This is a genomic window from Acinetobacter sp. ANC_7588, assembly GCF_056783995.1.
Window position 1 is genome coordinate 37,620 of record NZ_JBWYIU010000012.1, and the last position, 24,614, is coordinate 62,233.

Below are 24,614 nucleotides of genomic sequence, written 5' to 3' on the forward strand. Positions count from 1 at the left end.
TGGTGCTGTTTTTTTCGTCCAAGTCTTTTCCAAAGATGAGCGTGGATGAATTGTCATAAGTTGCAAACACGGATTGAGATCACACATGTCGAATGTACCCAAGCTTCAAGTGGTAGATGGTGTATTACAAGGTGCAAGATTTATTGCTTCACCAAATTTTAATCAAAGACCAGACCATACTGACATTCAACTGGTGGTCATCCACAATATTAGCTTACCGCCCTCACAGTTTGGAGGAGGCTATATTGAGCAGTTTTTCCAAAATAAATTAGATTGGAATGCACACCCTTATTTTAAAACCATTGAAGGGATGCAGGTCTCAGCACATTTATTGATTTTAAGGTCAGGCGAAATTTTACAGTTTGTTAATTTTAAAGACCGTGCTTGGCATGCAGGACGCTCTACGTACATGGCATATCCAGAATGCAATGATTATTCGATTGGCATTGAACTAGAGGGCTGTGATGATCAAGATTTTACGGAACAACAATACCAAGCTTTAGTTGAGGTCGTGGCAACACTTCAACACGCTTATCCTAAAATTAAAAGTCATATCGCAGGGCATTCAGATATTGCACCTGGACGAAAGACCGATCCAGGACCGCATTTTCAATGGTGTTATTTTAGAGATCAATTAAAACAACGAAAAATATGATGCTTTGTCGAATGAAATAACAATTTAAAAGCGAAGTTTTATTACAATATCGTCAATCTTTTTAAGTGGTGAATATGATGGCGCTTTGGCGATCCACCTTTATTGTTAGTGCAATGACCATGTTGTCTCGTGTCATGGGGCTTATTCGAGACATGGTGCTGTTAAATGTGTTCGGGGCAGGGAAAGACTTCGATACTTTTGTCGTAGCGTTTCGTATTCCCAACTTTTTTAGGCGTCTTTTTGCCGAAGGTGCATTTTCCCAAGCATTTATTCCTGTTCTCACAGAATATAAAACCACCAAACTCCATGCTGAAGTTCAGATCCTAATTAGTCGGGTATTTGGATGTTTGCTTACCGTGATGACTGCATTAACTTTGCTGTGTATGATTGTTGCACCTGCGATATTGTATGTTTATGCGCCAGGATTTCATGCCGATGCAGCCAAATTTGATTTATCAGTCGACTTATTCCGTCTCACCATTCCCTACCTGATGTTTATGTCGCTGACGGCATTTGCCAGCAGTATCTTAAACAGCTATGGCTCATTTACCACACCCGCATTTGCGCCAGTATTGTTGAATATTGCAATGATTGCAGGGGCTTTGTGGCTGTCTCCACATATGGAAACACCCATTATGGCATTGGGTTGGGCAGTGGTGTTTGCTGGCATTTTGCAATTAGCCCTACAAATTCCGGAACTGTGGCGCAAAAAACTCCTGATCCCACCCAAAGTTGATTTTAAGCACGAAGGTGTCGAGCGCATTTTAAAATTAATGTTGCCTGCACTGTTTGGGGTTTCAGTCACACAAATTAATTTGCTGCTCAATACCATTTGGGCGTCTTTTATGCAAAATGGTTCTGTGTCATGGCTTTATACAGCAGAACGGATGACCGAATTGCCTTTAGGCTTAATTGGTGTAGCCATCGGAACGGTGATTCTGCCTGCACTCTCTGCGCGTAAAGCTGAACAGGATCAAACTAAATTTAAGGCTATGTTAGATTGGGCTGCACGTGTCATCGTATTTGCTGGTATCCCAGCCAGTATCGCTTTATTTATGTTGTCTACACCGATTATTCAAGCGCTGTTCCAACACGGTGCTTTTGATGCACGAGCGACAGAAATGACCGCTTTGGCATTACAATGTATGAGTGGTGGTGTCTTGGCATTTATGTTGATTAAAGTCTTTGCTCCTGGATTTTATGCGATTCAAGATACCAAAACCCCAGTACGTGTTGGCCTAATGGCAGTTGCAGCCAATGCCATTCTCAATGTGGTTTTTATTGGCATCTTCAAATGGATGGGCTGGGAAGAACTCCATATGGCATTGGCGTTGTCATCTACAGGTTCTGCTTTAGTCAATGCCGGGATGCTATATTTCTATTTACACAAACGTGAAATATTCCGATTTGGTCCGCACTGGAAAAAGTTATTTTTCCAATTTATGGTGGGTAACGCCGTGATGATCGCAGCCCTATGGTATGGCCTAAGCTGGTATAACCCAGATGTAGCGCCGTGGATTCGTGTATTTGAAGTGCTTGCTCTTTGTGTATTAGGTGTGGTTGCCTATGTATTGGGTTTATTTGCGACTGGCTTTAGACCAAGACAATTAAAACATGGCTAGTGCTTTAAACAGACCCTAAATAAAACAAAAAAACATCGCTTACGCGATGTTTTTTATAAGTCATGTGAACATTAAGGCAAAACTTTTAAAAGTTCGACATCAAAGATTAAGGTGCTGTTCGGCTCAATCGCATCGCCCGAACCGATCTCACCATAGGCCAAATCAGCAGGAATAAAGAAGCGGTATTTAGCACCTTCCTTCATGAGTTGTAAGCCTTCAGTCCAACCCGGAATGACTTGACTCACTTGGAATTCCACCGCTTGACTACGCGCGATCGAACTATCGAATACCGTGCCATCGATTAAACGCCCTTCATAATGAACTTTCACTTTTGACGTCGCTTTAGGCGTTTTGCCTTGACCTTGCTGAATCACTTGATATTGCAGACCTGTTGGTCGTGTGACAATACCTGCTTTTTTGGCATTCTCTTGTAAAAATTGTTGCCCAGATTTTAAATTTTCTGCAGCTAATTTTTGAAATTCAATCAGCTGTTTAGATTCGCTTTGCTTTTTGTATTTGGTTAAAGCCTGCGCCATTTCTTGATCGGTTAAACTCGATTTTTGACCGGTTGAGCCTTGTTTCAATCCTTCAATAAAAGCATCCAAATTAATATCTTTTAATGTATCCGCATTAGTACGTCCCATTACGTAGCCATAGCTATATCCGAGCTGATCTTTTTCAGTACTTTTATTGCTAATGTTTGCCGCAAATGAGCCAGAGCTGAGGATCAGCAGACTGCTTAATATAGAGATTTTTTTCATCATTCAAATCCAAAAAAGGAGAGCTGAAGGCTCTCCTTTTGATTAATTTATTTGACTTCGATTAATTCAACATCAAAAATGAGTGTGCTGTTTGGTGGAATCGTACCAGGAACGCCCTGTTCACCATAAGCCAGATTCGATGGAATGTATAAGGTTGCTTTACCGCCTTCCTTCATCAATTGTAGGCCTTCGGTCCAACCAGGGATGACCTGATTCAACGGAAATTCAATCGGTTCACCACGTTCAACCGAGCTATCGAAGACTTTGCCATCAAGTAATTTACCGGTGTAATGCACTTTAACCACGGAGTTTGCAGCAGGTTGTTTGCCTGTACCTTCTTTGCTGACGAGATACTGCAAACCAGAAGCAGTTGTTTTAACATTCGGTTTTTTTGCATTTTCAGCAAGGAAGCTATTGCTTTGTGCATTGGCAGCTTTAGAGTCTTCGACTTTCTTTTCTTCTAATTCTTTTTGTAAAGCCACATAGGCAGTTTGCAGTTCTTCATCGGTATAGGCACGTTCTTTTTTAGCATGCGCTTCACGGACACCGACAATAAACGGATCAATGGCAACTTCAGGAGGAGTTTGGCTGGCAACTTCATAACCGAGTGCATAACTGATTTTATCAATCGGTTTTGCATCTGCAGTCATGCTAGAAACTGTCGCAGATGTTGGATGTTGACTTGCATAATAAACAGGGACGAGCGCAGCACCGCCTAAAACGACAGCAACAGCGATGGGTAAAGCTTTACTCATGAGATTTCCAATTATTTTCAATTCTATGTGCGACATTCTAAAATCGCGGAACCAAAACAGCATAGCGTCAATTCACTTTCAGCGATATAGAATTTCAATGAAATCAACAAAATTTCACAAATATACAGTGCTTGATCGGCATAAAAAAAGCCTGAATAGATCAGGCTTTTATTCAACAATAATTAATCATTGTCCTTTGAAGCTTTATATGCATACGCATAGTTATAACCATAGCCATAACCCGCTGCATTACGTTGAATGTCATTTAGAATAAAGCCATTTACTTTAACACCGGCTTGTTCGAAACGATTGACTGTGATTTCGAGTTCTTTCATTTGTGTCTTCGCATAGCGAGCAATGACAATATTCACACCTGCATATTGCGAAATGATAATACCATCAGTCACCGCAAGTATAGGTGGTGTGTCAATGATCACATGATCAAACTGTGTTGAAAGCTGTTCAAGCAACTGTTTGAATTTTTCAGAACTCAGCATTTCAGACGGATTAGTCGGACTCTTACCACGAGTGATCACACTTAAACCAGCGACTTCAGTGTCTCGAATAATATTTTGTAGAGAGTGCTGATCAGTCATGTAATCAGTCAAACCTGGCTGTGTTTCAATATTGAAATATTTGTGTAGATAACCACGACGTAAGTCAGCATCAATAATCAAAACACGTTTGTCGGCTTGCGCTAATATTGTTGCTAAATTGGTTGAAATAAATGATTTACCCACTTCAGGTGCAGGACCAGAAATCATAATCACATTATTTCGAGCTGAACTCAGCGCAAAATGAATCGCCGTGCGCATACTGCGTAAACTTTCAATCGCAATATCATCGCTATTCTTAATGGCAAGAATTGGGATTTTCTTATGCTTTTTCAGCATCTTAATTCGGCTTTCTTGCACTGGAGAACGCGGTACCGTTGCATAAACCGGCAGATCCAATTCATTTTCAATTTGACTTGAGTCTTTAATGCCTGAACGCATCATATTACGTAACAGCGCCAGAAGTGTCCCGAGGAAACCGCCGACAAATATTGATAAAACTAAAACAATAAGTTTCTTAGGTTTAATCGGTTCAATCGGTTCTACGGCAGTATCAACAATTCGAACATTACCAATTTCACCCGCTTTCGCAATTCGAAGTTGTTGGTACGAATTAAGTAAAGCTGTATATAACTGTTGTTTGACTTCAACTTCGCGGAATAACTGTAGATAGCGACGTTGCAAGTCAGGGAGTTGTTTTAATGTGCCATCCAATTCATTAATTTTTTTATTGATCGCGCCAAGTTGAGCGTTCATTTGTTGCATGATTGGATGTTCATTGGTGTATTTCGCACCCGCTTCAGCGACTTTTTGCTCAAGTTCTGCTTTTTGTGTTTCTAAGGCAACACTTTGCGTAAGATACAATTCAGATTCTTTGGTGACATCAACCGTATTAAAGCCTTGACGGAATTTGTTAAATTCACGTTCGGCGACATCCAGTTGTTGTTTTAGTTCTGGGAGTTGTTCATCCAAGAATTTGAGCGTTTGCGCAGTTTCGGCAGAACGTCGCTCTACATTTTGCTGACTATACGCATTTAAAATCGTATTCAGGACTTTTGTAATATGCTCTTTATCTTGACCTTGATAGTTTAATCCTAAAACACCAGTCATTTTCCCTTTTTCAGCCACTGAATAGTTAGCCAAAAGTGATTTCATCGCAGCAGGCAAAGACTGTTTGGTGATGAGATACCGGTCATTCAATTGATCTTGTGTACGAATCTCAACTTTCCATACGCCATCACGGGTAGAGCTTTGATTGAGTTGGTTTACTGAACCTTTTAGCACCACTTCTTCGGTTTTTATATCCGTCAGGGTAAATTGTTTCTCAGTAAAATTAAGTGCCAATGCACGGTCACGAAATTTCTGAGGAACATGGAAATGGGGAATCGCAAAAGATTGTTCGTCATCGTTAAAAATCACAGATTGACGTGAATAATTGGTCGAATAGTCATGTGGTGCAAACAACCGATCGAAAAATGAGTTTTGAGTACCTTCAATTTTTAAATCAAGATTCAATTGATTGATTACTGAACCGAGGACTAATCGAGATTTCAAGATTTCAATTTCTGCTTGAGCGGGTTGTTTCTGCTCAATCATACTTGAGAGATCACCCAAAAGTGCAGCTGATGTACCTTTACTTTCTTCAACTTGGACCAAAGCATCAACAGAGTAGGTATCTGGTGTTGTACGCAAGTAGAGTAGGGCACAGACCAGACTCAAAATCACACACAAGGCAATCAGTTTCCATTGTGCGATTAATGAAAAAAATAATTCTTTTAAATCAATTGTATCTTCGGTATTCGCGGTTTGACTCATAATCTTTATTCAAAATATTAAAGGTGTTTTTTCCAATCAGCGATACAATCCTGAATCAACTGACAGGTGTCATTAAAGAATGCTTGATCGTGTTGGTAAGGATCCGCAATATTTTTTTCACGCCAGTGCCCCAAGCGAAAGGTTTTTCCTTTTGCGTATGGCCATGTTTGTTCGATATGCTTCTGTTGGTTCTGGCTCATGACAAGAATCAAATCCGCATTTTTGACCAATTCAGCATTCAGTTTGCGCGCCACATGATCTTGCATATTTATACCGAAATTTTGCATACATTGTAATGCTTTATCATCTGCAGGATGACCAACTAGACCAGAAATCCCAGCAGAGTGTATGTTTCGATCAGGGTACACATCTTTTAGGAAATATTCTGCCATGGGGCTTCGACAGATATTTCCAATACATACCACTAAAATATTTTGAAAATTCATCAATTCCCCAAACGATCTAAATTATATAAAGCATTGGAGAAAGGAATAACCTGGTTGACCACACGTTGCCAGCGCGTTAGACCCGTTGCATCGACATAAACAATATCATTACTTTGCATTTTAAACTGATTAGCGAGACCAAAATTAGCAATGCTAGACAGATCCATATGAAAGATTTCAGTCATAGGTGAGTCACTTTGACTTCTAACGACGTAAATTTTACTGCTGCTTGCTGACAATGGATTCAGGCCTAAGCTCTCCCCAATCACATCACTCAAAGTCATGCCTTGATCACGCATCGGCAGGGACTGGTTTTTACCTGACTCACCCATGACATAGATTTTTTGGTTTTCGCGAGAGTTGACATAAATCGTATCGTTAGCTTGCACCAAAAGATTGTGTAGCGAAAACCCTGCTTTCTCAAGTTCAATCGAATTTAAATTATAAGTTTGACCATTTCGAACGAGGCTAATCGATGTATTCGCACCAAATTGTGTGTTGACGCCACCAGCTAAGCCAAGCGCCGTATAGATACTGGTGGGTTGATCATTTAGTGTATATTGACCACCTTTCATGACATTGCCCTGTACTGAATAACGTTGACCTTGGTAAGACAAAACTCGAGCGATGACATCAGGTGTTTTTAAATAACGGGCAAGTAACTGACGAAGTTCTTGATTCACTTGATCTAAACTTTTGCCAGCCGCTTTATAACGTCCAATAATCGGAAATTGAATATACCCACGAGAGTCGATTTGATAGCCATTGGATTTAATGGCTTCTTCATTATTAATGGTATTGGTGGGCGGTGTAATTTCTGGATATGCCCATAGATAAATGGATAATACGTCACCAGCACTGAGTAGATATTGTTTTTGATTTTGTAGAAACAAATGTCCCAAATCTTGGTGAACATTGACTTGTGCAGGTTGAACAGCAAAAAGGGACTCTTGAGTGAGTTTGATGACATTGACTTGAGTGCCCAAATCCGTCTGAAAAACACCTTCTTCAGGTAAGTCATAGGTTTGAAGACCTGAGGTAACAGCACATCCTGTAAAGCTTAAACTTAATGCCAACAGCAAACTATAACGATAGTGACTCACTCGTATTCCTATATTGTATACATTTATGATTATTCAAAAATTAATCTTAACTTAACTATATAAAGTTAAGCGACATTTTATACCAATTAAAACAATAAATATATCTTACCCAAGCTATCTTTATGTTTTAAATGCAGAAAGTATAACTTCTCTGACTTAAAGGAGTTTAATAAGAGTAATTTTTATCAAACTATTAATGATGTAGAATATCCATTTTAGAGCATATATAAGGCTTCAGAGATGTATGATCTCTATAATCTAAAAATTGCCATTATCGGATTGGGTTACGTCGGTTTACCGCTCGCTGTTGAGTTTGGTAAAAAAGTTCCTGTCGTGGGCTTTGATATCCATCAAAAACGCATTGATGAGTTGCGTAAGGGGCATGACTATACATTAGAGGTTTCATCAGAAGAGTTAGCGCAGTCTACGCAGTTGATTTATAGTGCGAATTTAGAAGATCTAAAAGACTGTAATTTATATATTGTCACAGTGCCCACACCAATTGATGAATATAAACAGCCAGATCTTATCCCACTTGTTAAAGCATCGCAAAGTATTGGGCAAGTTCTGAAAAAAGGCGATGTGGTGGTCTATGAATCTACGGTATACCCAGGTGCGACAGAAGAAATCTGTATTCCTGAACTAGAAAAAGCATCAGGTCTTAAATTTAACCAAGACTTCTTTGCAGGTTATAGTCCTGAGCGTATTAACCCAGGTGATAAATTGCACCGTGTCACCAATATTTTAAAAATCACTTCAGGTTCAACGCCAGAAGTCGCTGAATTTGTCGATGAAGTTTATAACTTGATTATTGAAGCTGGTACCCATAAAGCAGCGAGTATCAAAGTCGCTGAAGCAGCTAAAGTGATTGAAAACACCCAACGTGACGTGAACATCGCGCTGATCAATGAGCTTGCAGTGATCTTTAATAAAATGGGCATTGATACCGAAGCGGTGCTGCAAGCGGCTGGCACGAAATGGAATTTCTTACCTTTCCGTCCGGGTCTAGTGGGTGGTCACTGTATCGGTGTGGATCCGTACTATTTAACCCATAAAGCCCAAGCGATTGGCTATCATCCTGAAATTATTTTGGCAGGTCGTCGTCTCAATGATGGCATGGGTGCGTATGTGGTGACTCAGCTTGTGAAAGCCATGCTAAAAAAACGCATTCAGGTGGAAGATGCCAAAGTCCTGATTTTGGGTCTCAGCTTTAAAGAAAACTGCCCCGATATTCGCAATACCCGCATCATTGATATCGTGAATGAACTCAAAGAATATCATATTGATGCCGATGTCTATGACCCATGGATTGATGCTCAAGAAGCTAAGCATGAATATGGCATTCAGCCAATTTCGACTTTAGAAAATGGCAAATATGATGCCGTGATTTTAGCGGTGGCACATGATCAGTTTAAAGCGATGGGTGCAGATGCTATCCGTGCTTTGGGTAAATCTGAACATGTATTGTATGACTTGAAATATGTGTTATCTCAAGCCGAATCTGATTTGCGTTTGTAAGAGGACATATTTTTCATGAATCAATATCAACAGGTATGTGAGCAACTGAAAGTACAGCCAAAAACATGGCTGGTGACAGGCGTTGCAGGTTTTATCGGCTCAAACCTTTTAGAAACTTTACTCAAGCTTGATCAAACTGTGGTGGGTTTAGATAACTTTGCTACAGGTCATCAGTATAATTTAGATGAAGTGCAAGCATCTGTGACCACAGAGCAGTGGGCGAAATTCAGCTTTATTGAAGGTGACATCCGTCAATTTGCCGATTGTCAAAAAGCCTGTGCCGGTGTGGATTATGTTTTGCATCAAGCGGCTCTGGGTTCAGTACCACGTTCAATTGCAGACCCGATCACCACCAATGAAACCAATATCAGTGGTTTCCTCAATATGCTGACTGCGGCACGTGATGCCGCTGTTGCAAGCTTTACTTATGCGGCAAGTAGCTCAACCTATGGCGATCATCCTGCATTGCCAAAAGTCGAAGAAAATATTGGCAATCCATTGTCACCTTATGCGGTGACTAAATATGTGAATGAGCTGTATGCCGATGTATTTGCTCGGAGCTACGGCTTTAAAGCCATTGGTTTACGTTACTTCAACGTGTTTGGTAAACGCCAAGATCCAAACGGTGCTTATGCGGCAGTGATTCCAAAATGGACGGCATCGATGATTGATGGTGAAGATGTCTTCATCAATGGCGATGGTGAAACCAGTCGTGATTTCTGTTTTATCGACAATACAGTACAAGCCAATATTTTGGCAGCAACTGCATCCGATGAGGCGAAAAATCAGGTCTATAACGTGGCTGTGGGTGATCGTACTACGCTCAATGACTTGTACCGTGCGATTCAATTAGCACTTGCGGAAAATGATGTGCATTTTGAACGTGATCCGGTGTACCGTGATTTCCGTGCTGGTGATGTCCGTCATTCACAAGCGAGTATTGCCAAAATTCAGCAATATTTGGGCTATGCACCTGAATTTAAAATTGCCGAAGGCATTCAACTGGCGATGCGTTGGTACGTCAATAACTTAAAATGATCTTGAGCAGATGATTGCGAAACTATTCGCAAAGTATCAGTCGATTGGGCTGATCACCTTAAGTTTATTGGCAGGTGCGATAATGACATTTATCGCACTTCCTCTTTTAACGCGCCTATATTCTGTTGCGGACTTTGGTGCATACGGCATTGCTTTAGCGATTGTTAGTGTTTTATCCACGGTGGCGAATTTACGTCTGGATCAAGCTTTATTGGTCGCTGAGGAACAGGATAAAAAAAGCCTGATTTTTGAAGGGGCGGTGTTCTCAACGGTCATTGCCATTATCAGTGGCATTGTCATTAGTTTTATTTTAAATGTTGAAATGGCCGGGGCTGTCGCGACTGGTGTGCTTGCCAATACCCTGATTCAAAGTATGTATAACTATCAATTTTCCGCACACAAAGAATATTTCTGTGCAGGTTTAAATATTTTCCGCAGTGCGATTGTGGTGGCGGTGCAACTGTCTTTACCGCTTGTCATGCAAATCAGTTTGGTGAACAGTTATAACATCAGCTCGATTCTCATGATTGTGGCGGTGTTGGTTTATTTGCTGAAGTATCAACTGTATCAAGTCAGTTGGCAGGCATTTAAACATTACAAAGATTTCATTTATAGCAATACCCCACATGCCTTGCTGAATAGTTTCTCGCATAATTTACCCTACTATGTGTTGTCGCATTTTGTCGGTGTGCAGGCGATGGGTTTTTATGCCATTGTCGAGCGGACTTTACGTGTGCCGATCAATCTGATTTCGCAAACCTTGCGTCAGTTCTTTATTCGCAAATTTAAAACCACAGAATCCAATCAAAGTGCTTTAAAGGCGAGTGTACTGCTCAGTCTGGTTTCACTACCTTTATTTGCCATTTTCTTTATCTTGCCTGAATCTCTATATTTATGGGTTTTTGGCAGTGCATGGGTCGGGATCTCAAGCTATTTCCAAATTTTAGCCTTGGGCTATTGGGCGATTTTCTGTAATCCACCTAGCTCGGCTTTTTTAATTGCTAAGCGCAACAGCCAAGTTTTATTTAAACTGCAAATCGTTGAACTGATTATCAAGTTCGCATTATTTGTAGGCTTATATGTTTTATTTGACGATAAAATTTATATGCTGTTAGCGGTGCCTGTGGCACTGATTATCTATAACTTTGCCATTTTATATGTGGTGTGGAGAAGCAAAAACTGATGTTTTTTAAATTCTTAAAACTGATGAATTGGTTCACTGCACAATGTCGTCAGCAATTTTATAACGTGGCGTTTGGCACGAAGTTTCGCTATTTCGGCAAGGGCTGTACGGTTGATATCAGTGGAACAGTGAAGATCGGCAACAATGTTTATATTGGCGATCATGTCAGTCTCATTGTTGAAAATGGTGCAGTGCTTGAGATTGCCGACAATAGCTTTATTGGTGAAAACTGCTATATCAAATGCTTTGGTGGCAAAGTCATGATTGGCAAAGATGTCAGCATCAATTCTAAGTCCTATATCAATGGCTGTGGCGGTGTGACCATTGGCGATAACACCCGTATTGGCACGCAAGGTATTATAATTGCCAGTAATCATAAATTTGGTGAGCCTGATCTTTTGGTCAAAGATGCGATTACCAAACTCGGTGTCAGCCTTGGTGAAAATATTTGGCTAGGCGCGCGCGTGACCGTTTTAGATGGTGTCACCATTCCAAGCAACAGCGTCATTGGTGCCTGTAGTTTAGTGTCTAAACCATTGGATGATGCTGGGGTTTATGTCGGTAGCCCCGTCAAGAAAATCAAAGCGCTTTAAGGCAAGTTTCATGTGTCTTTGACACGCATATCTTCAAGTGCATTTTCAGCGTAAAATATTCAGAGATTTTTCCCTCTTGTGAAACCTGACATAGGTCATGTATATGGCATACATTGTTTCTGCTTTTCGACAGCTGTTTGATTTGGCTTATTTTATGGCCAAAGGCAGTGTGGCATATGCACGTAAAAAAGGGGTCAAAGTGGGTGAAAACTGCCGAATTTATATTAAAAATTGGGGCTCAGAACCGTTTTTAGTCTCCATCGGTGATCATGTCACGGTCACTTCAGGCGTGAAGTTTATTACCCATGATGGCAGTACCTGTTTGGTCAAAGATGCTCAAGGTAAACGCTATCAACGTTTTGCTCCGATTCAGGTCGGCTCACACGTGTTTATTGGCGTGAATAGTATTATTATGCCGGGCGTGAGCATTGGCTCCAATGTGGTGATTGGCGCAGGTTCGGTGGTGACCAAAGATATTCCTGACAATAGCGTCGCCATTGGCGTGCCGGCCAAAGTGGTGTCGAGCTTTGCTGATTATCAAGCCAGAATTCAAAGCACTTGTGCCAGTGACAGTGAACTCGTTGGCATTATTGATTACCGCGCACGTGTTGAACGTGCCATGGTGATTCAAGCCTCAAAACTCTCAGATTAATACGTTCCCATTTCATGTTATTTAGGTCATATTATGTTGAATAAAGTCATGTTCTTTTTGCCAAGCTTAGGTGGTGGCGGTGCAGAACGTACAGTCATTCAACTCGCCAATAGTTTTGCTGAACAAGGGCTGAGGATCCATTTGGGTGTGTGTGATCTAAATGGTGAAAAAGGGAAGCTGTTGCCTGAAGTGAGCCCTAAAATTGAATTGGTGAATTTCAATTGTGGTCGGGTGATAAATAGCATCACTGCATTAAAAATCAAAATGAAAACCGAGCATTACGATTGCTTAGTGGCCACCCAAACCCATACCAATATTGTCGCCGGCATTGCCAAGAAGTTAGGAGGCGTCAAGACACGGTTGATCTTTCGTGAGGTGTCGACGCCGTCAAAAAATATAAAGTTGCAAGGCATCGCCAAATTTGTACTGAAAACCTTGGTGAATTGGACGTATCCGATGGCACAGCAAGTGGTCTGTGTCTCTAAAGGTGTCGAAACTGATTTTCGTGAATATTACAGCTATAAGAAAAATAACATCAACACCATTTATAATCCTGTTTTAGATGATGCTTATTTCGAAAAGCTCAAAGCACCTGTGACACATCATTTTTTTAATAACAGTAATCAAGTCATTCTGGCCGTTGGGCGTTTGACTGAAGCTAAGAACTTTGGCTTCCTGATTCGTTCCTTTAAAGCTTTACATGATCAGCATGCCGATACACGTCTGATTATTTTAGGTGAAGGTGGGCTACGTGGCGAGTTTGAAGCCTTGGTGGCTGAGTTAGGCTTAAATGATGTCGTAGATTTACCCGGTTTTGATGCCAATCCCTATGCTTATTTTAAATATTCATCGTTGTTTGTTTTGAGTTCAAATTGGGAAGGTTTGCCGGGCGTTTTGATTCAAGCCTTGGCATCCAAAGTCAAAGTGGTCAGTACGGATTGTCCAAGTGGTCCGATGGAAATTTTAGACCACGCCAAGTTTGGCTTATTGGTCGAATGTAATGATCAAACAGGTCTAACCCAAGCGATGCAAAAAGCGATTTTTGCCGACTATGTACATTACTCAGATGCCGATTTTGGCACGCATATTCAGCAGTTCCATAAACAAACCGTGCTGAAACAGTATATGCACATGATGGAGTCTGCATCATGAGTAAACCTTTAATGGTGCATGTGATTACCAACTTTGCAGGGGTGGGTGGTGCTGAAATGATGTTGGCACGCTTGATTCAATATACGGAAGATCATTATCAGCATGTCATTATTGCTTTGATGAAAACATCGGAGGTGTATCAAAGCACCCTTGATCGTTGCCATTCATATTATGCGCTCAGTTGGAATGGCATAAATACACTTGGAATCATCAAAAAACTGCGTGGACTACTCAAACAACTACAACCTAAAACCGTACAATGTTGGATGTACCATGCCAATGCGTTGACGAGTTTAAGTGTCATCGGTTTAGCCCACAAACCGAATGTCGTGTGGGGTATTCATCACTCGCTTGCATCACCGAAAGATGAATCGATCAGCACCAAAATTGCACTCGGTTTAAGTCAAATTTTATCGAAACAGCCAAGTGCCATTATTTACTGTGCACATTCATCGAAACAGCAACATACTGGTTTTGGTTTTAAAAATGCTCAACAGCATGTGATTGCAAATGGCGTATTTCTTGATAAATTTCAGCCGAATTTACAGCTCAATCAGCCAACGGTGATTGGGTTTGCTGGTAATTATCGACATGCCAAAGGTTATCCGTATTTGTTTGAAACTATGGGCTTGCTAAAAGATGAAAACATCATCTTTAAAATTGCGGGTGGTGGGGCAAGTTTAGAGAATCCTGACGTTAAAGCTTTATTTGAACAATATCAGTTAGATGCTAAAAAGGTTCATCTGCTTGATCAAATCTCCGATATGCCTGCCTTTTATCAATCGATTGATGCATTCCTGATGACCTCAATTACTGAAGGTTTCCCGAATGTGTTGGTCGAAGCGATGGCATCAGGTTTGCCGTGTATCAGTACAGATGTCGGCGATGCTAAATACATTGTACAGGATTTAGGCAGTATTGTTCCGCCACGTAATGCCCAAGCGTTGGCAGAGGCGATTTTACAATATGCACAAAAAACTGAAGTAGAAAAACAAGCTTTAAAACAAGCAACCCGTGAACGTGTTGAACAGAATTTCAGTATTGCGACCGTCAGCCGTCAATATATGCAGGTGTGGAGCCAACAGGCATGAAATTTTTAATGATCAGTAGTTTTTTGCCGTCGGTGCTGAATTTTCGTGGCAAATTATTGGAAGCGCTTTCTGCCCAAGGCTATGAGATTCATATCATGGCACCTGAGTTTGCCAACTTTCCGGAAGAACAGCAAAAATTACAGGCTTTGAGGTATTACTTGCATGAAATTCCAATGCAACGTACGGGTACGAATCCGCTTGCTGATCTCAAACTATTAAAAAACTTGTATCAACAAATCCGTCATATTCAGCCTGATTATGTATTGTCGTATACCATTAAACCGGTGATTTACGGCACGCTCGCATCATGGCTTGCCAAAGTCCCGCATCGTTTTGCGTTAATTACCGGTCTTGGTTATGCCTTTCAAAATGTGGAATCGGGCAAGCGCAGTCTGTTCCAAAAAATGGTGCATGGCTTATATGCCCAAGCCTTAAAACATAGCGACAAAGTCTTTTTCCAAAATCCTGATGATTTACAACTGTTCCAAGACATGCACTTGCTCGAAGCCAATAAACCCACTGTGGTGGTGAATGGGTCAGGCGTAAATGTGCAAGATTTTGATGTCATGCCATTACCGAAAAATGCACAGGGGCAGGTCAAAGCATCCTTCTTACTGATTGCTCGTTTATTGGGTGACAAAGGCGTACGTGAATATGCTGAATCGGCACGCATCATCAAAGAAAAGCATCCTGAAGCAGAATTTCATTTGGTCGGTTGGATTGACGATAATCCATCTGCGATTGCTCAAGCAGAACTCGATGAGTGGATCGCTGAAGGTCTCCTAAAATATTGGGGTAAACTCAGTGATGTGCGTCCTGTGATTGCGGAAAGCTCGGTCTATGTATTGCCCTCCTATCGTGAAGGTACACCTCGTACCGTATTAGAAGCCATGGCAATGGGGCGCGCAATCATTACCACCGATGCGCCAGGTTGTCGTGAAACGGTATCACACGGTATCAATGGCTATTTGGTCGGGGTAAAATCAGTCGATGATTTGGTGCAGAGCATGCAGTATTTTATTGAAGATCCAAAACTCATCGAGTTGATGGGGCAACGCTCCCGTGAGATGGCTTTAAATAAATATGATGTGCATCAGGTGAATAAACATATGCTTGGTGAAATGGGAATCATCGATATCAATTTAGAGTCTGGCGCATGTTGATTAAATATATCAAAAGCGATTTATATCGTTATACGGGAAAAGTCAGTTTTAAATTGTTTGTTAAAAACTACCTATTTAATCGTGGCTTTAATTTTTCATTTTGGTTACGCATTGCCAGTTCAAAAACGTTTTTAGCAAAACTCGCTTATCCCATTTATTATTATAAAAGAAAGCAATATGGGATCGATATTCATACTACGACTAAAATTGGCTATGGTCTATATATTGGGCATGGTGGTCCTTTGGTGATTAATCCAACCGCTAAAATTGGCAATAACGTTAATCTTTCGCAATTTACGACGATTGGTGCCAATGGTGGACGTCAAGCCGCACAAATTGGCGATAATGTTTATATTGGCCCTAATGTTTGCATTATTGAAGATGTTAAAATTGGCGACAATGCGACGATTGGTGCAGGAAGTGTCGTTACTAAAGATATTCCTGCCAATGCTACTGCCGCAGGAAACTACGCTAAAGTGATTAGTATGAATAATGTAGGTGGTTTAGTAAATAGACGTTGGACAGATCTTGAGTAAGGGGCAGAGGAATTCAATGTTAAAACGTATTATTGATATCACCATTGCTTCCACGGCTTTAATTCTGCTGTCACCGGTGTATTTTATTGTGGCACGTAAGGTGAAAAAGAATTTAGGTTCACCAGTGTTATTTCGTCAGGTGCGTCCGGGTTTACATGGCAAACCATTTGAAATGATCAAGTTTCGCACCATGAAAGATGCACTGGATGCTGAAGGCAATCCATTACCCGACAGTGAGCGTTTAACGCCATTTGGTAAAATGCTGCGTGCCACCAGTCTCGATGAAATGCCTGAACTGTGGAACGTGATTAAAGGTGATATGAGCATTGTCGGTCCACGTCCATTACTGATGGAATATCTGCCCCTATATAATGAAGAACAAGCCAAACGTCATAACGTGCGTCCAGGCATCACCGGTTATGCGCAAGTGAATGGGCGTAATGCCATTTCATGGGAAAAGAAATTTGAGCTTGATACATGGTATGTTGAAAACCAATCGCTGTGGCTCGATTTTAAAATCATGCTGAAAACAATAAAAAAAGTCATTGCCAAGGATGATATTAGTGCCGAAGGCGAGGCAACCACGACGAAATTTACCGGTACACCGGAACAAAAAAAATGACAACACTTTATGCAATTTATGGTGCTTCAGGTTGCGGGCGCAGTTTAATGCCTGTGGCGCGTCAGCAATTATTACGTGAAAAAAAAGAGGCTGAAATTGTCTTTATTGATGATGCCTTAACAGAAATCGGTTCGGTGAATGGTCATCGTGCCATGAACTATCAAGCTTTTTTAAATGAATCACCATCAAAAAAGTACGTACAAATTGCGATAGCCAATAGTCGTGTACGCGAAAAAATCGCCCAGCGTTTAGAAGCCGATGGCATTGGGCTTTGGTCGATCTCTGCCGATAACGTTATTTTCATGGATGAAGTACACATCGCAGAAGGTTCAGCCTTAAGTCCATTTGTCACCATCACCTCCAATATTAAAATTGGCAAATGCTTCCATGCCAATTTATATAGCTATGTTGAGCATGATTGTGTGATTGGGGATTTCGTTACTTTCGCACCAGGCGTAAAATGCAATGGCAATATTCATATTCATGACCATGCCTATATTGGCGCAGGTGCCATGATTAAGCAGGGCACTCCTGATCAGCCTTTGGTAATTGGCAAAGGTGCGATTGTAGGCATGGGCACCGTGGTCACCAAAAGTGTGCCGGCAGGTGTAACAGTGGTCGGTAATCCTGCACGGATTGTCACCACTTCACAGCAATAAGTTTTAGGAAAATTCCATGTTAAACAGTGCATTTGAGCCTTGGCCAAGCTTTACCCAAGCAGAAGCCGATGCGGTGTCTAAGGTCCTTTTGTCCAATAAAGTGAATTATTGGACAGGTCAGGAATGCCGTGAATTTGAAAAGGAATTTGCACAGTTTGCAGGAACCCAATATGCTGTTGCCGTGGCAAATGGCACAGTGGCACTGGATTTAGCCCTCAAAGCTCTGGGTGTGGGTGCGGGCGATGATGTGATTGTCACTTCACGGACGTTCTTGGCTTCAGCAAGCTCGATTGTGACTGCAGGTGCCAATCCTATTTTTGCTGATGTGGAACTCGATTCACAAAATATCTCACGTCGTACCATTGAAGCGGTGCTGACCCCGAATACCAAAGCCATTATTTGTGTGCATTTGGCAGGTTGGATGTGTGATATGGATCCGATCATGCAATTGGCTGAGGAAAAAGGCATCTTCGTGATTGAAGACTGCGCCCAAGCACATGGTGCGATGTATAAAGGTAAATCCGCAGGTTCAATTGGTCATATTGGCGCATGGTCCTTCTGCCAAGACAAGATTATGACCACAGGCGGTGAAGGTGGTATGGTCACCACCAATGATGAAAGTCTATGGAAAAAAATGTGGTCATACAAAGATCACGGCAAAAACTTCGATAGCGTCTATAACAAACAACATCCCCCGGGTTTCCGTTGGTTGCATGATTCATTTGGCACCAACTGGCGCATGATGGAAATGCAAGCGGTGATTGGTCGTTTGCAACTGCAACAAATGCCGGAATGGACTGCAAAGCGTCATGCCAATATGGTACGTATCCAAGCGGTATTTGAAGATAGTCCTTATTTTAAAGTGCCTAAACCATCGGCTGATTATGTGCATGCAAGTTATAAATGCTATGTTCAAGTTAATGCAGAAGCATTACCTGAAAGTTGGTCACGTGATCGTATTATGCAAGAGATTAATACGCTTGGAGTGCCTTGTTTTAGTGGTTCTTGTTCCGAAGTTTACTTAGAAAAAGCGTTCGATAATACGCCGTGGCGTCCTGAAAAATCATTGGAAAATGCCAAAAAACTAGGTGAAACGAGTCTGATGTTCTTGGTGCATCCAACATTGTCTGAACAAAGTCTGCAAAAAATGGTAGATGCCATTCAAAGCGTGATTGCAAAGATTCAAGGCTAAAACAGCGTATAATCACAGCGTGCTTTTTCAGCCAAGATAACTGAGCTCCAATGAAAGATTTTATTCGTTCCATTGCATCTTTACCGCGTCGCCAAAAACAAGTGGTTTTGGTGACCATGGACATGTGCATGTTGCCACTGATGATGTGGCTGGCTTATGCTATTCGTTTAGCACGTCCAAATGTAACCGTGATGCAAGGGCTTGAGGCTTGGTATATTTACGTTGCGATTGCAGGTGTACTGATTTTCGCTTTGCTCGGGATTTACCGTGCCATTGTACGTTCATTTAACGAAGATTATTTACTGCGCATTTCAATTGGGACATTTATTCAAATTGTGGCGCTATACGCTATTAAAAAATTAGATGTTGCTTTTATTCCGATGAGTATTCCACTCATGTACGGCTTTATGCTGTTTTCCTACATGTGGTGGAGTCGCGCGGTGATTCGTTATGCGACACTTAAAACCTTTGCCAAAAAACAAACCCGTAAACGCGTGGCGATTTATGGGGCAGGACTTGCAGGACAGCAAATCGCTGCCGCCTTAAACCGTTCCGATGATTATTTACCAGTCTGTTTTATTGATGATAAAAAATCACTGAAAGGGCAGTCTTTAAGTGGTTTAAAGATTTATTCCTCAAAAAAAGCGCAAAAGAAACTCGGAAAATTTGGCATTGAAGAAGTGTTACTTGCCATGCCCTCAGTCGGACGTGCACGTAAAAAGGAAATTATTGAATCCTTTGAAGCCACTGATGTCAAAATCATGGAATTACCGGGTGTGACCCAACTGGTCGATGGTAAAGTCAAAGTCTCTGATATCCGTGAAGTGGATATTATTGATTTGCTTGGCCGCGATCCTGTACCACCGAAGCCTGAGCTTTTAGAAAAAAATATTAAAGATAAAGTCGTGATGGTGACTGGGGCAGGGGGCTCCATTGGCTCTGAGCTGTGTCGTCAAATCGTCAAACATCAGCCTAAAATGTTAGTGCTGTTTGAGATGTCTGAATTTGCGCTTTATTCGATTGATCGTGAATTGCAAACTTCAGATGTACAGGTTATCCCAGTTTTAGGTTCTGTGACCAATCAAGCTAAATTGGAACGTATTTTGCAACAATATAGCGTGCAAACAGTCTATCACGCAGCGGCCTATAAGCATGTGCCACTGGTTGAAGCCAATCCATTTGAAGGGATTTATAATACTTCGATTGGTACACAGCGCAGTGTCGATGCCGCAGTGGCACAAGGTGTTGAAACTTTTGTCCTCATTTCAACAGATAAAGCAGTACGTCCAACCAACGTCATGGGTGCTTCAAAACGTATGGCAGAGCTTTATTGCCAAGGTTTAGCCTCAACGAATCCTAAGACGCAAATCAGTATTGTGCGTTTTGGTAATGTACTGGGTTCGTCGGGTTCAGTGGTGCCACTGTTTAAAAAGCAAATTGCTCAAGGTGGGCCTGTGACAGTGACGCATCCTGAAGTGACCCGTTACTTTATGACCATTCCTGAAGCGGCACAGCTTGTGATTCAAGCAGGAGCAATGGGTACAGGTGGCGATGTGTTTTTGCTTGATATGGGTGAGTCAGTAAAGATTGTAGACTTAGCCCGACAAATGATTAGTTTAAGTGGCTTCCGTTCTGTTGATGAAAATGGAATTGGCGATATAGAGATTCAGTTTACAGGTTTACGTCCAGGTGAAAAGCTGTATGAAGAGTTGTTGATTGATCAAGATGGTGTGAAAAAAACGGAGCATGAGCGGATTTTGAAAGCCTATGAGTCGTACTATGGTATTGATATAATTAAGCAAGCTTTTATTAATATGGAAGAATTATATATGGAAACTTCAAAATCTAGCGAAGATGATTTTTATCAAATTTTAAAAGAATATGTTTTTGATTTAAAAAAACAATATGATATTTTGAATTTGAAATGAGTATTGCTAATGAGTGAAAACAAAAGAATTTTTAATAATACAATTTTTTTGTATGTAAGAATGATCTTTGTCATTTTTTTAACTTTATTTTCTCTTAAATTGTTATATCAGTCTTTAGGTATTGAAAATTTTGGAATATTAAATTTAGTTACAGGTTTTGTATTATTGTTTTCATTTTTAAGCAGCGCGATGCGAAATGGGACACAGAGATTTTTGAATGTTGCATATGCATCAGGTGATATAAATAAAGTAAAAAAAACATTTTCAATTTCATTTAATGTACATTTAGTTATATCATTAATATTATTTTTTTTGGCTGAAACATTAGGTATTTGGTTTCTAAATAATTATTTAAATATACCTAAGAATATGTTTTTTGAGGCGCAAGTAATTTATCATTTAGCTGTTCTTTCATTAGTTTTTGGTATAATGGCTGTTCCATATCAGGCAATATTAATTGCAAAAGAAAAAATGACATTATACGCCTATTTGAGTGTTTTTGAGGCTGTTTTAAAATTTTTCGCTGCTTTGCTTGTGGTGGTGGTAAATGAATATTTATTAATATACTATGGTTTGGCTTTATTTTTAACATCAGTTTTAATGTTTGTGTTGTACTATATTGTTGTTGGTAGGAAGTATAATATTACTTATAGTTTAGGTAGTGATATTAAATTAGCTCGAGATATTGTGAATTTTTCAAAATGGAATATATTGGGTCAAATTTCTGCTGTAACATCAAATCATGGAAATACAATTATATTTAATGTATTTTTTGGAGTTGTAGCAAATGCCTCATTTGCAATATCCCAACAAATAAATGCCTTGCTTAACAATTTAGTATCTAATTTACAAACGGCTTTTAATCCTCAAATAGTAGAATCTTATGTAAAAGGAAATGTTGAAAGACATATTAATTTAGTATTGGTCGCTTCTAGATATTCACTTTACTTAATTGTTTGTATGTCAATCCCTTTTCTGATTTCAATTGAATTTATTTTGAAAATGTGGTTGGGGAATGAATTGCCACAGTATACATTAACTTTTTCCAAAATAGTAATTTTGGTAGCTATGATAGAGAGTGTTTCCGGATCTCTATGGATGTCAGCTCATGCGAGAGGCAACATAAGAAATTATCAAATTTTCATAAGTATAATATTGTTATTAAATTTGCCATTAAGTTATTTTATAATTAAAATATATGGTACAGCTGAGCAGGCAATATTAAGTACAATATTTATTAGTGTTTTGGCATTTTTTTATAGATTTTACTATTTTAAGAAAGGTATGCTATTATCCTTAGATAATCCAATATTAATGAATTACCTAAAAAATCTAATGTTTGTATTTGTATTTGTGTTTGTATTATTTAATTATTGTGCGAGACTCAATGTTTCAGAAATTTCCACTTTTATATTTGTTAATGTTATTATAGAATTTATTTTTTTAATGTATTTATTGATTTTTTGTATACCAAATTATGAAATAAAGAAAGTTTATAATTTGGTAAAGGTGAAATTGACTTCAAGTAAGTGATTTAATTTTTAATTGATTTTAGGTCTATAACGATGGAAAAATTTAAAAAAGCTGTAATGGTCTATGAGGATGTAGGTGGTCATTATAATGTTGGGGATTATGTGCAAAGTTTGGCAGCACAAGGTTTTATGGGTAACCCTGATTATTATATAAATAGAGAATATGCTTCTTTATTTAAAGAAGATAAAGTCAAATTGATTATGAATGGATGGTTTACACATACAAAGACTGACAGTTGGATCCCATCAGAAAATATCGACCCGCTATTTATTGCCTTTCATATAAATAGTAATGCTGTAGATACTATTCTCTCTCCTAGTGGTATTGCGTATCTTAAAAAACACCAGCCTATTGGGTGTAGAGATATGAATACTGTAAAATTATTACAAGAAGTTGGAGTTGATGCGTATTTCTCTGGCTGTTTAACGCTAACTTTAGATCGGTATAAAAAAGAAAATATAAAAAGGACAGATATTTATATAGTTGATCCACTATATAATTATCCACAAAGTAAATATATGTTTTCTTCGGTTAAACAGGTTGTCAAAGGATTAGTGACTAAAAATATTTTTAAATTAAATAAGCTGGATAATCATCTTAAAAATATTTTTTCCGAAGATCTATTAAATCAAGCAAAATATGAATGTCAGGTTTTACCTGGAAAGGGGATTAGTCATGAGCAAAGATTTGAGCATGCCCATGCTTTGCTCGAAAAATATTCTACAGCAAAGTTGGTAATTACTTCTAGAATTCACTGTGCATTGCCATGTTTAGCAATGGGTACACCAGTAATATATGTAAATGGTTTTGATGATTTCGTTGACACATGTAGATTTGAAGGTATTTTAGATTTATTTAATACTGTAAGTGTTAATAGTAAAACGGGTGATTTTACCACAAATTTTGATTTTTCAGGATCTAAAATTAGTAAAGATATTGAATTGGTTAACAAAAATGACTATTTAAAATTAGCAGAATATATGAAAAATATTTGTTCTAAATTTGTTTAAGAAGGTTTTTGTTTATATGAAAAGTATCACTATTCGCTTTACTTCACTAATTTATTTGCCTATAGTGATATTTTTTTCTTTAATTGCAAGTTTTCGGGGAGATACTCCAGATACGTATAATTATAAAGTGGTATATGATAACATTTTATCATATTCTTTAAGCCCTGACTTATTTTATAAGCAGACTTATATGGAGGTTGGATTTGCATATTTAGCATATCCTTTTAAGTATTTTAATTTTGACTTTAGATTTTTTATATTCTGTTACTCTATGTTGATATTTTTATTAATAAAAAAAATATCAAACAATTTTAAAATTAATTCAATTTATGTTTTATTTTGTTATATATCAACATTTTATTTTTACCATCAGTGGATGCAGATTAGGCAAGGTTTGGCGGTAGTATTAGGTTTTTATTTTTTATCTTTAATTTATATAAATAGAAGCAAAATTTTGGCTTCATTGACTATGGGATTTGCATTTTTAACACATGCGGTTATCTCACCTTTTTTGATTTTTTTTATTTTTATTCAAAAGAAAATTAAAGATTTCATAGATAAAGATAATTATAAATTTATTTTTATGGTAATCATATTAATGTTTATATCATTTACTATATGTCGTTTAATAATGATGTATGGTATGTCTTATGTTGATAGGATACAAACATATTCAGATTTAGAGGAAACGAGGGATTTTCTTCATCCTGCAAATTTAAGAGGTTTGCTTCTTTTAGCTTTATTTTTAATATTTAGGGTTAAAAATTCTGTTTTAAGTTTATTAATTGTAGTTTATGCTATTGGTATATCTCTACGATTGGGATTTTATGATTTTTTAATTTTAAGTGGTCGATTGTCTAATATATTTTGCTTTGCGGAAATATTTATTATTCCGCTAATTTTAAGTTTGAGATTTAATCGATTTTTTGTGGTTTTATGTGTTTTAATTTATTCATTAATTAGCTTGTATTTTACATTGGAATTACAATTACCTAATATAATGGAGAATTATTTTTCTCCATTGCCATAGGAC

At 39.0% G+C, this 24,614-nt stretch carries 23 protein-coding genes; 18 read left to right on the forward strand and 5 right to left on the reverse strand.

Features of this window, described 5'->3' with window-relative positions; genetic code table 11:
- Window positions 1–85: 85 nt before the first annotated feature.
- Window positions 86–655, forward strand: a complete 570-nt coding sequence (gene ampD / locus AC1M9J_RS11650; protein ID WP_481596470.1) for a 1,6-anhydro-N-acetylmuramyl-L-alanine amidase AmpD — start codon at window positions 86–88, stop codon at window positions 653–655.
- 68 nt (window positions 656–723) lie between these two features.
- Window positions 724–2,277 carry a murein biosynthesis integral membrane protein MurJ gene (gene murJ, locus AC1M9J_RS11655; protein ID WP_481596483.1) on the forward strand — a complete coding sequence of 518 codons (1,554 nt, stop codon included), beginning with the start codon at window positions 724–726 and terminating at the stop codon, window positions 2,275–2,277.
- 71 nt (window positions 2,278–2,348) lie between these two features.
- Here murJ and bamJ (AC1M9J_RS11660) read toward each other — a convergent pair whose 3' ends face one another.
- From bamJ (AC1M9J_RS11660) to AC1M9J_RS11680, 5 genes are all read right to left on the reverse strand, one after another.
- A complete protein-coding gene (bamJ, locus tag AC1M9J_RS11660) occupies window positions 2,349–3,038 on the reverse strand; it encodes a BamJ family beta-barrel-assembly machinery protein (protein ID WP_481596469.1) in 690 nt (229 codons plus the stop codon).
- Between the two features lie 47 nt (window positions 3,039–3,085).
- Window positions 3,086–3,793 carry a BamJ family beta-barrel-assembly machinery protein gene (bamJ, locus tag AC1M9J_RS11665; RefSeq protein WP_035267750.1) on the reverse strand — a complete coding sequence of 236 codons (708 nt, stop codon included), beginning with the start codon at window positions 3,791–3,793 and terminating at the stop codon, window positions 3,086–3,088.
- A gap of 182 nt (window positions 3,794–3,975) precedes the next feature.
- On the reverse strand, window positions 3,976–6,162 hold the full coding sequence (locus AC1M9J_RS11670) for a polysaccharide biosynthesis tyrosine autokinase (protein WP_481596468.1): 2,187 nt from the start codon (window positions 6,160–6,162) through the stop codon (window positions 3,976–3,978).
- Window positions 6,163–6,179: 17 nt separating this feature from the next.
- Window positions 6,180–6,608, reverse strand: coding sequence for a low molecular weight protein-tyrosine-phosphatase (locus AC1M9J_RS11675; RefSeq protein WP_481596467.1), 429 nt, complete (start codon window positions 6,606–6,608; stop codon window positions 6,180–6,182).
- Window positions 6,608–7,711, reverse strand: coding sequence for a polysaccharide biosynthesis/export family protein (locus AC1M9J_RS11680; protein ID WP_481590662.1), 1,104 nt, complete (start codon window positions 7,709–7,711; stop codon window positions 6,608–6,610). Before AC1M9J_RS11680 ends, AC1M9J_RS11675 begins: the two co-directional genes overlap by 1 nt.
- 240 nt (window positions 7,712–7,951) lie before the next feature.
- Here AC1M9J_RS11680 and tviB point away from each other — a divergent pair, with 240 nt between their 5' ends.
- From tviB to AC1M9J_RS11760, 16 genes are all read left to right on the forward strand, one after another.
- The gene (tviB, locus tag AC1M9J_RS11685; RefSeq protein ID WP_481596466.1) at window positions 7,952–9,229 is read left to right on the forward strand and encodes a Vi polysaccharide biosynthesis UDP-N-acetylglucosamine C-6 dehydrogenase TviB; all 1,278 of its coding nucleotides are present in this window, start codon (window positions 7,952–7,954) and stop codon (window positions 9,227–9,229) included.
- A 15-nt stretch (window positions 9,230–9,244) separates the two neighbouring features.
- Window positions 9,245–10,267: an NAD-dependent epimerase/dehydratase family protein gene (locus AC1M9J_RS11690; RefSeq protein ID WP_481596465.1), complete on the forward strand. Its 1,023-nt coding sequence runs from the start codon at window positions 9,245–9,247 to the stop codon at window positions 10,265–10,267.
- Window positions 10,268–10,277: 10 nt separating this feature from the next.
- Window positions 10,278–11,450, forward strand: a complete 1,173-nt coding sequence (locus tag AC1M9J_RS11695) for a lipopolysaccharide biosynthesis protein (protein WP_481596464.1) — start codon at window positions 10,278–10,280, stop codon at window positions 11,448–11,450.
- On the forward strand, window positions 11,450–12,043 hold the full coding sequence (locus AC1M9J_RS11700) for an acyltransferase (RefSeq protein WP_481952357.1): 594 nt from the start codon (window positions 11,450–11,452) through the stop codon (window positions 12,041–12,043). Before AC1M9J_RS11695 ends, AC1M9J_RS11700 begins: the two co-directional genes overlap by 1 nt.
- A 103-nt stretch (window positions 12,044–12,146) precedes the next feature.
- Window positions 12,147–12,695, forward strand: coding sequence for an acyltransferase (locus AC1M9J_RS11705; protein WP_481952358.1), 549 nt, complete (start codon window positions 12,147–12,149; stop codon window positions 12,693–12,695).
- A gap of 33 nt (window positions 12,696–12,728) precedes the next feature.
- Window positions 12,729–13,847, forward strand: a complete 1,119-nt coding sequence (locus tag AC1M9J_RS11710) for a glycosyltransferase (protein WP_481596461.1) — start codon at window positions 12,729–12,731, stop codon at window positions 13,845–13,847.
- Window positions 13,844–14,938, forward strand: a complete 1,095-nt coding sequence (locus tag AC1M9J_RS11715; protein WP_481614247.1) for a glycosyltransferase — start codon at window positions 13,844–13,846, stop codon at window positions 14,936–14,938. The genes AC1M9J_RS11710 and AC1M9J_RS11715 overlap by 4 nt, the downstream gene beginning before the upstream one ends.
- Window positions 14,935–16,101, forward strand: coding sequence for a glycosyltransferase family 4 protein (locus AC1M9J_RS11720; protein WP_481952359.1), 1,167 nt, complete (start codon window positions 14,935–14,937; stop codon window positions 16,099–16,101). Before AC1M9J_RS11715 ends, AC1M9J_RS11720 begins: the two co-directional genes overlap by 4 nt.
- On the forward strand, window positions 16,095–16,637 hold the full coding sequence (locus AC1M9J_RS11725; protein ID WP_481952360.1) for a serine O-acetyltransferase: 543 nt from the start codon (window positions 16,095–16,097) through the stop codon (window positions 16,635–16,637). Before AC1M9J_RS11720 ends, AC1M9J_RS11725 begins: the two co-directional genes overlap by 7 nt.
- A 16-nt stretch (window positions 16,638–16,653) precedes the next feature.
- A complete protein-coding gene (locus AC1M9J_RS11730; protein WP_481952390.1) occupies window positions 16,654–17,259 on the forward strand; it encodes a sugar transferase in 606 nt (201 codons plus the stop codon).
- A complete protein-coding gene (locus AC1M9J_RS11735; RefSeq protein ID WP_481952361.1) occupies window positions 17,256–17,918 on the forward strand; it encodes an acetyltransferase in 663 nt (220 codons plus the stop codon). Before AC1M9J_RS11730 ends, AC1M9J_RS11735 begins: the two co-directional genes overlap by 4 nt.
- Before the next feature lie 16 nt (window positions 17,919–17,934).
- Window positions 17,935–19,110: a DegT/DnrJ/EryC1/StrS family aminotransferase gene (locus AC1M9J_RS11740; protein ID WP_481952362.1), complete on the forward strand. Its 1,176-nt coding sequence runs from the start codon at window positions 17,935–17,937 to the stop codon at window positions 19,108–19,110.
- A 50-nt stretch (window positions 19,111–19,160) separates the two neighbouring features.
- Window positions 19,161–21,038 (forward strand): polysaccharide biosynthesis protein, encoded by a 1,878-nt coding sequence (locus AC1M9J_RS11745; protein ID WP_481952363.1) that lies wholly within the window; start codon window positions 19,161–19,163, stop codon window positions 21,036–21,038.
- A gap of 9 nt (window positions 21,039–21,047) precedes the next feature.
- Entirely contained in the window at window positions 21,048–22,571 is a 1,524-nt protein-coding gene (locus AC1M9J_RS11750; protein WP_481952364.1) for an MATE family efflux transporter, read from the forward strand.
- A gap of 32 nt (window positions 22,572–22,603) precedes the next feature.
- Window positions 22,604–23,581, forward strand: a complete 978-nt coding sequence (locus AC1M9J_RS11755) for a polysaccharide pyruvyl transferase family protein (protein ID WP_481952365.1) — start codon at window positions 22,604–22,606, stop codon at window positions 23,579–23,581.
- A gap of 16 nt (window positions 23,582–23,597) precedes the next feature.
- Window positions 23,598–24,611 carry an EpsG family protein gene (locus AC1M9J_RS11760; protein WP_481952366.1) on the forward strand — a complete coding sequence of 338 codons (1,014 nt, stop codon included), beginning with the start codon at window positions 23,598–23,600 and terminating at the stop codon, window positions 24,609–24,611.
- Window positions 24,612–24,614 lie beyond the last annotated feature (3 nt).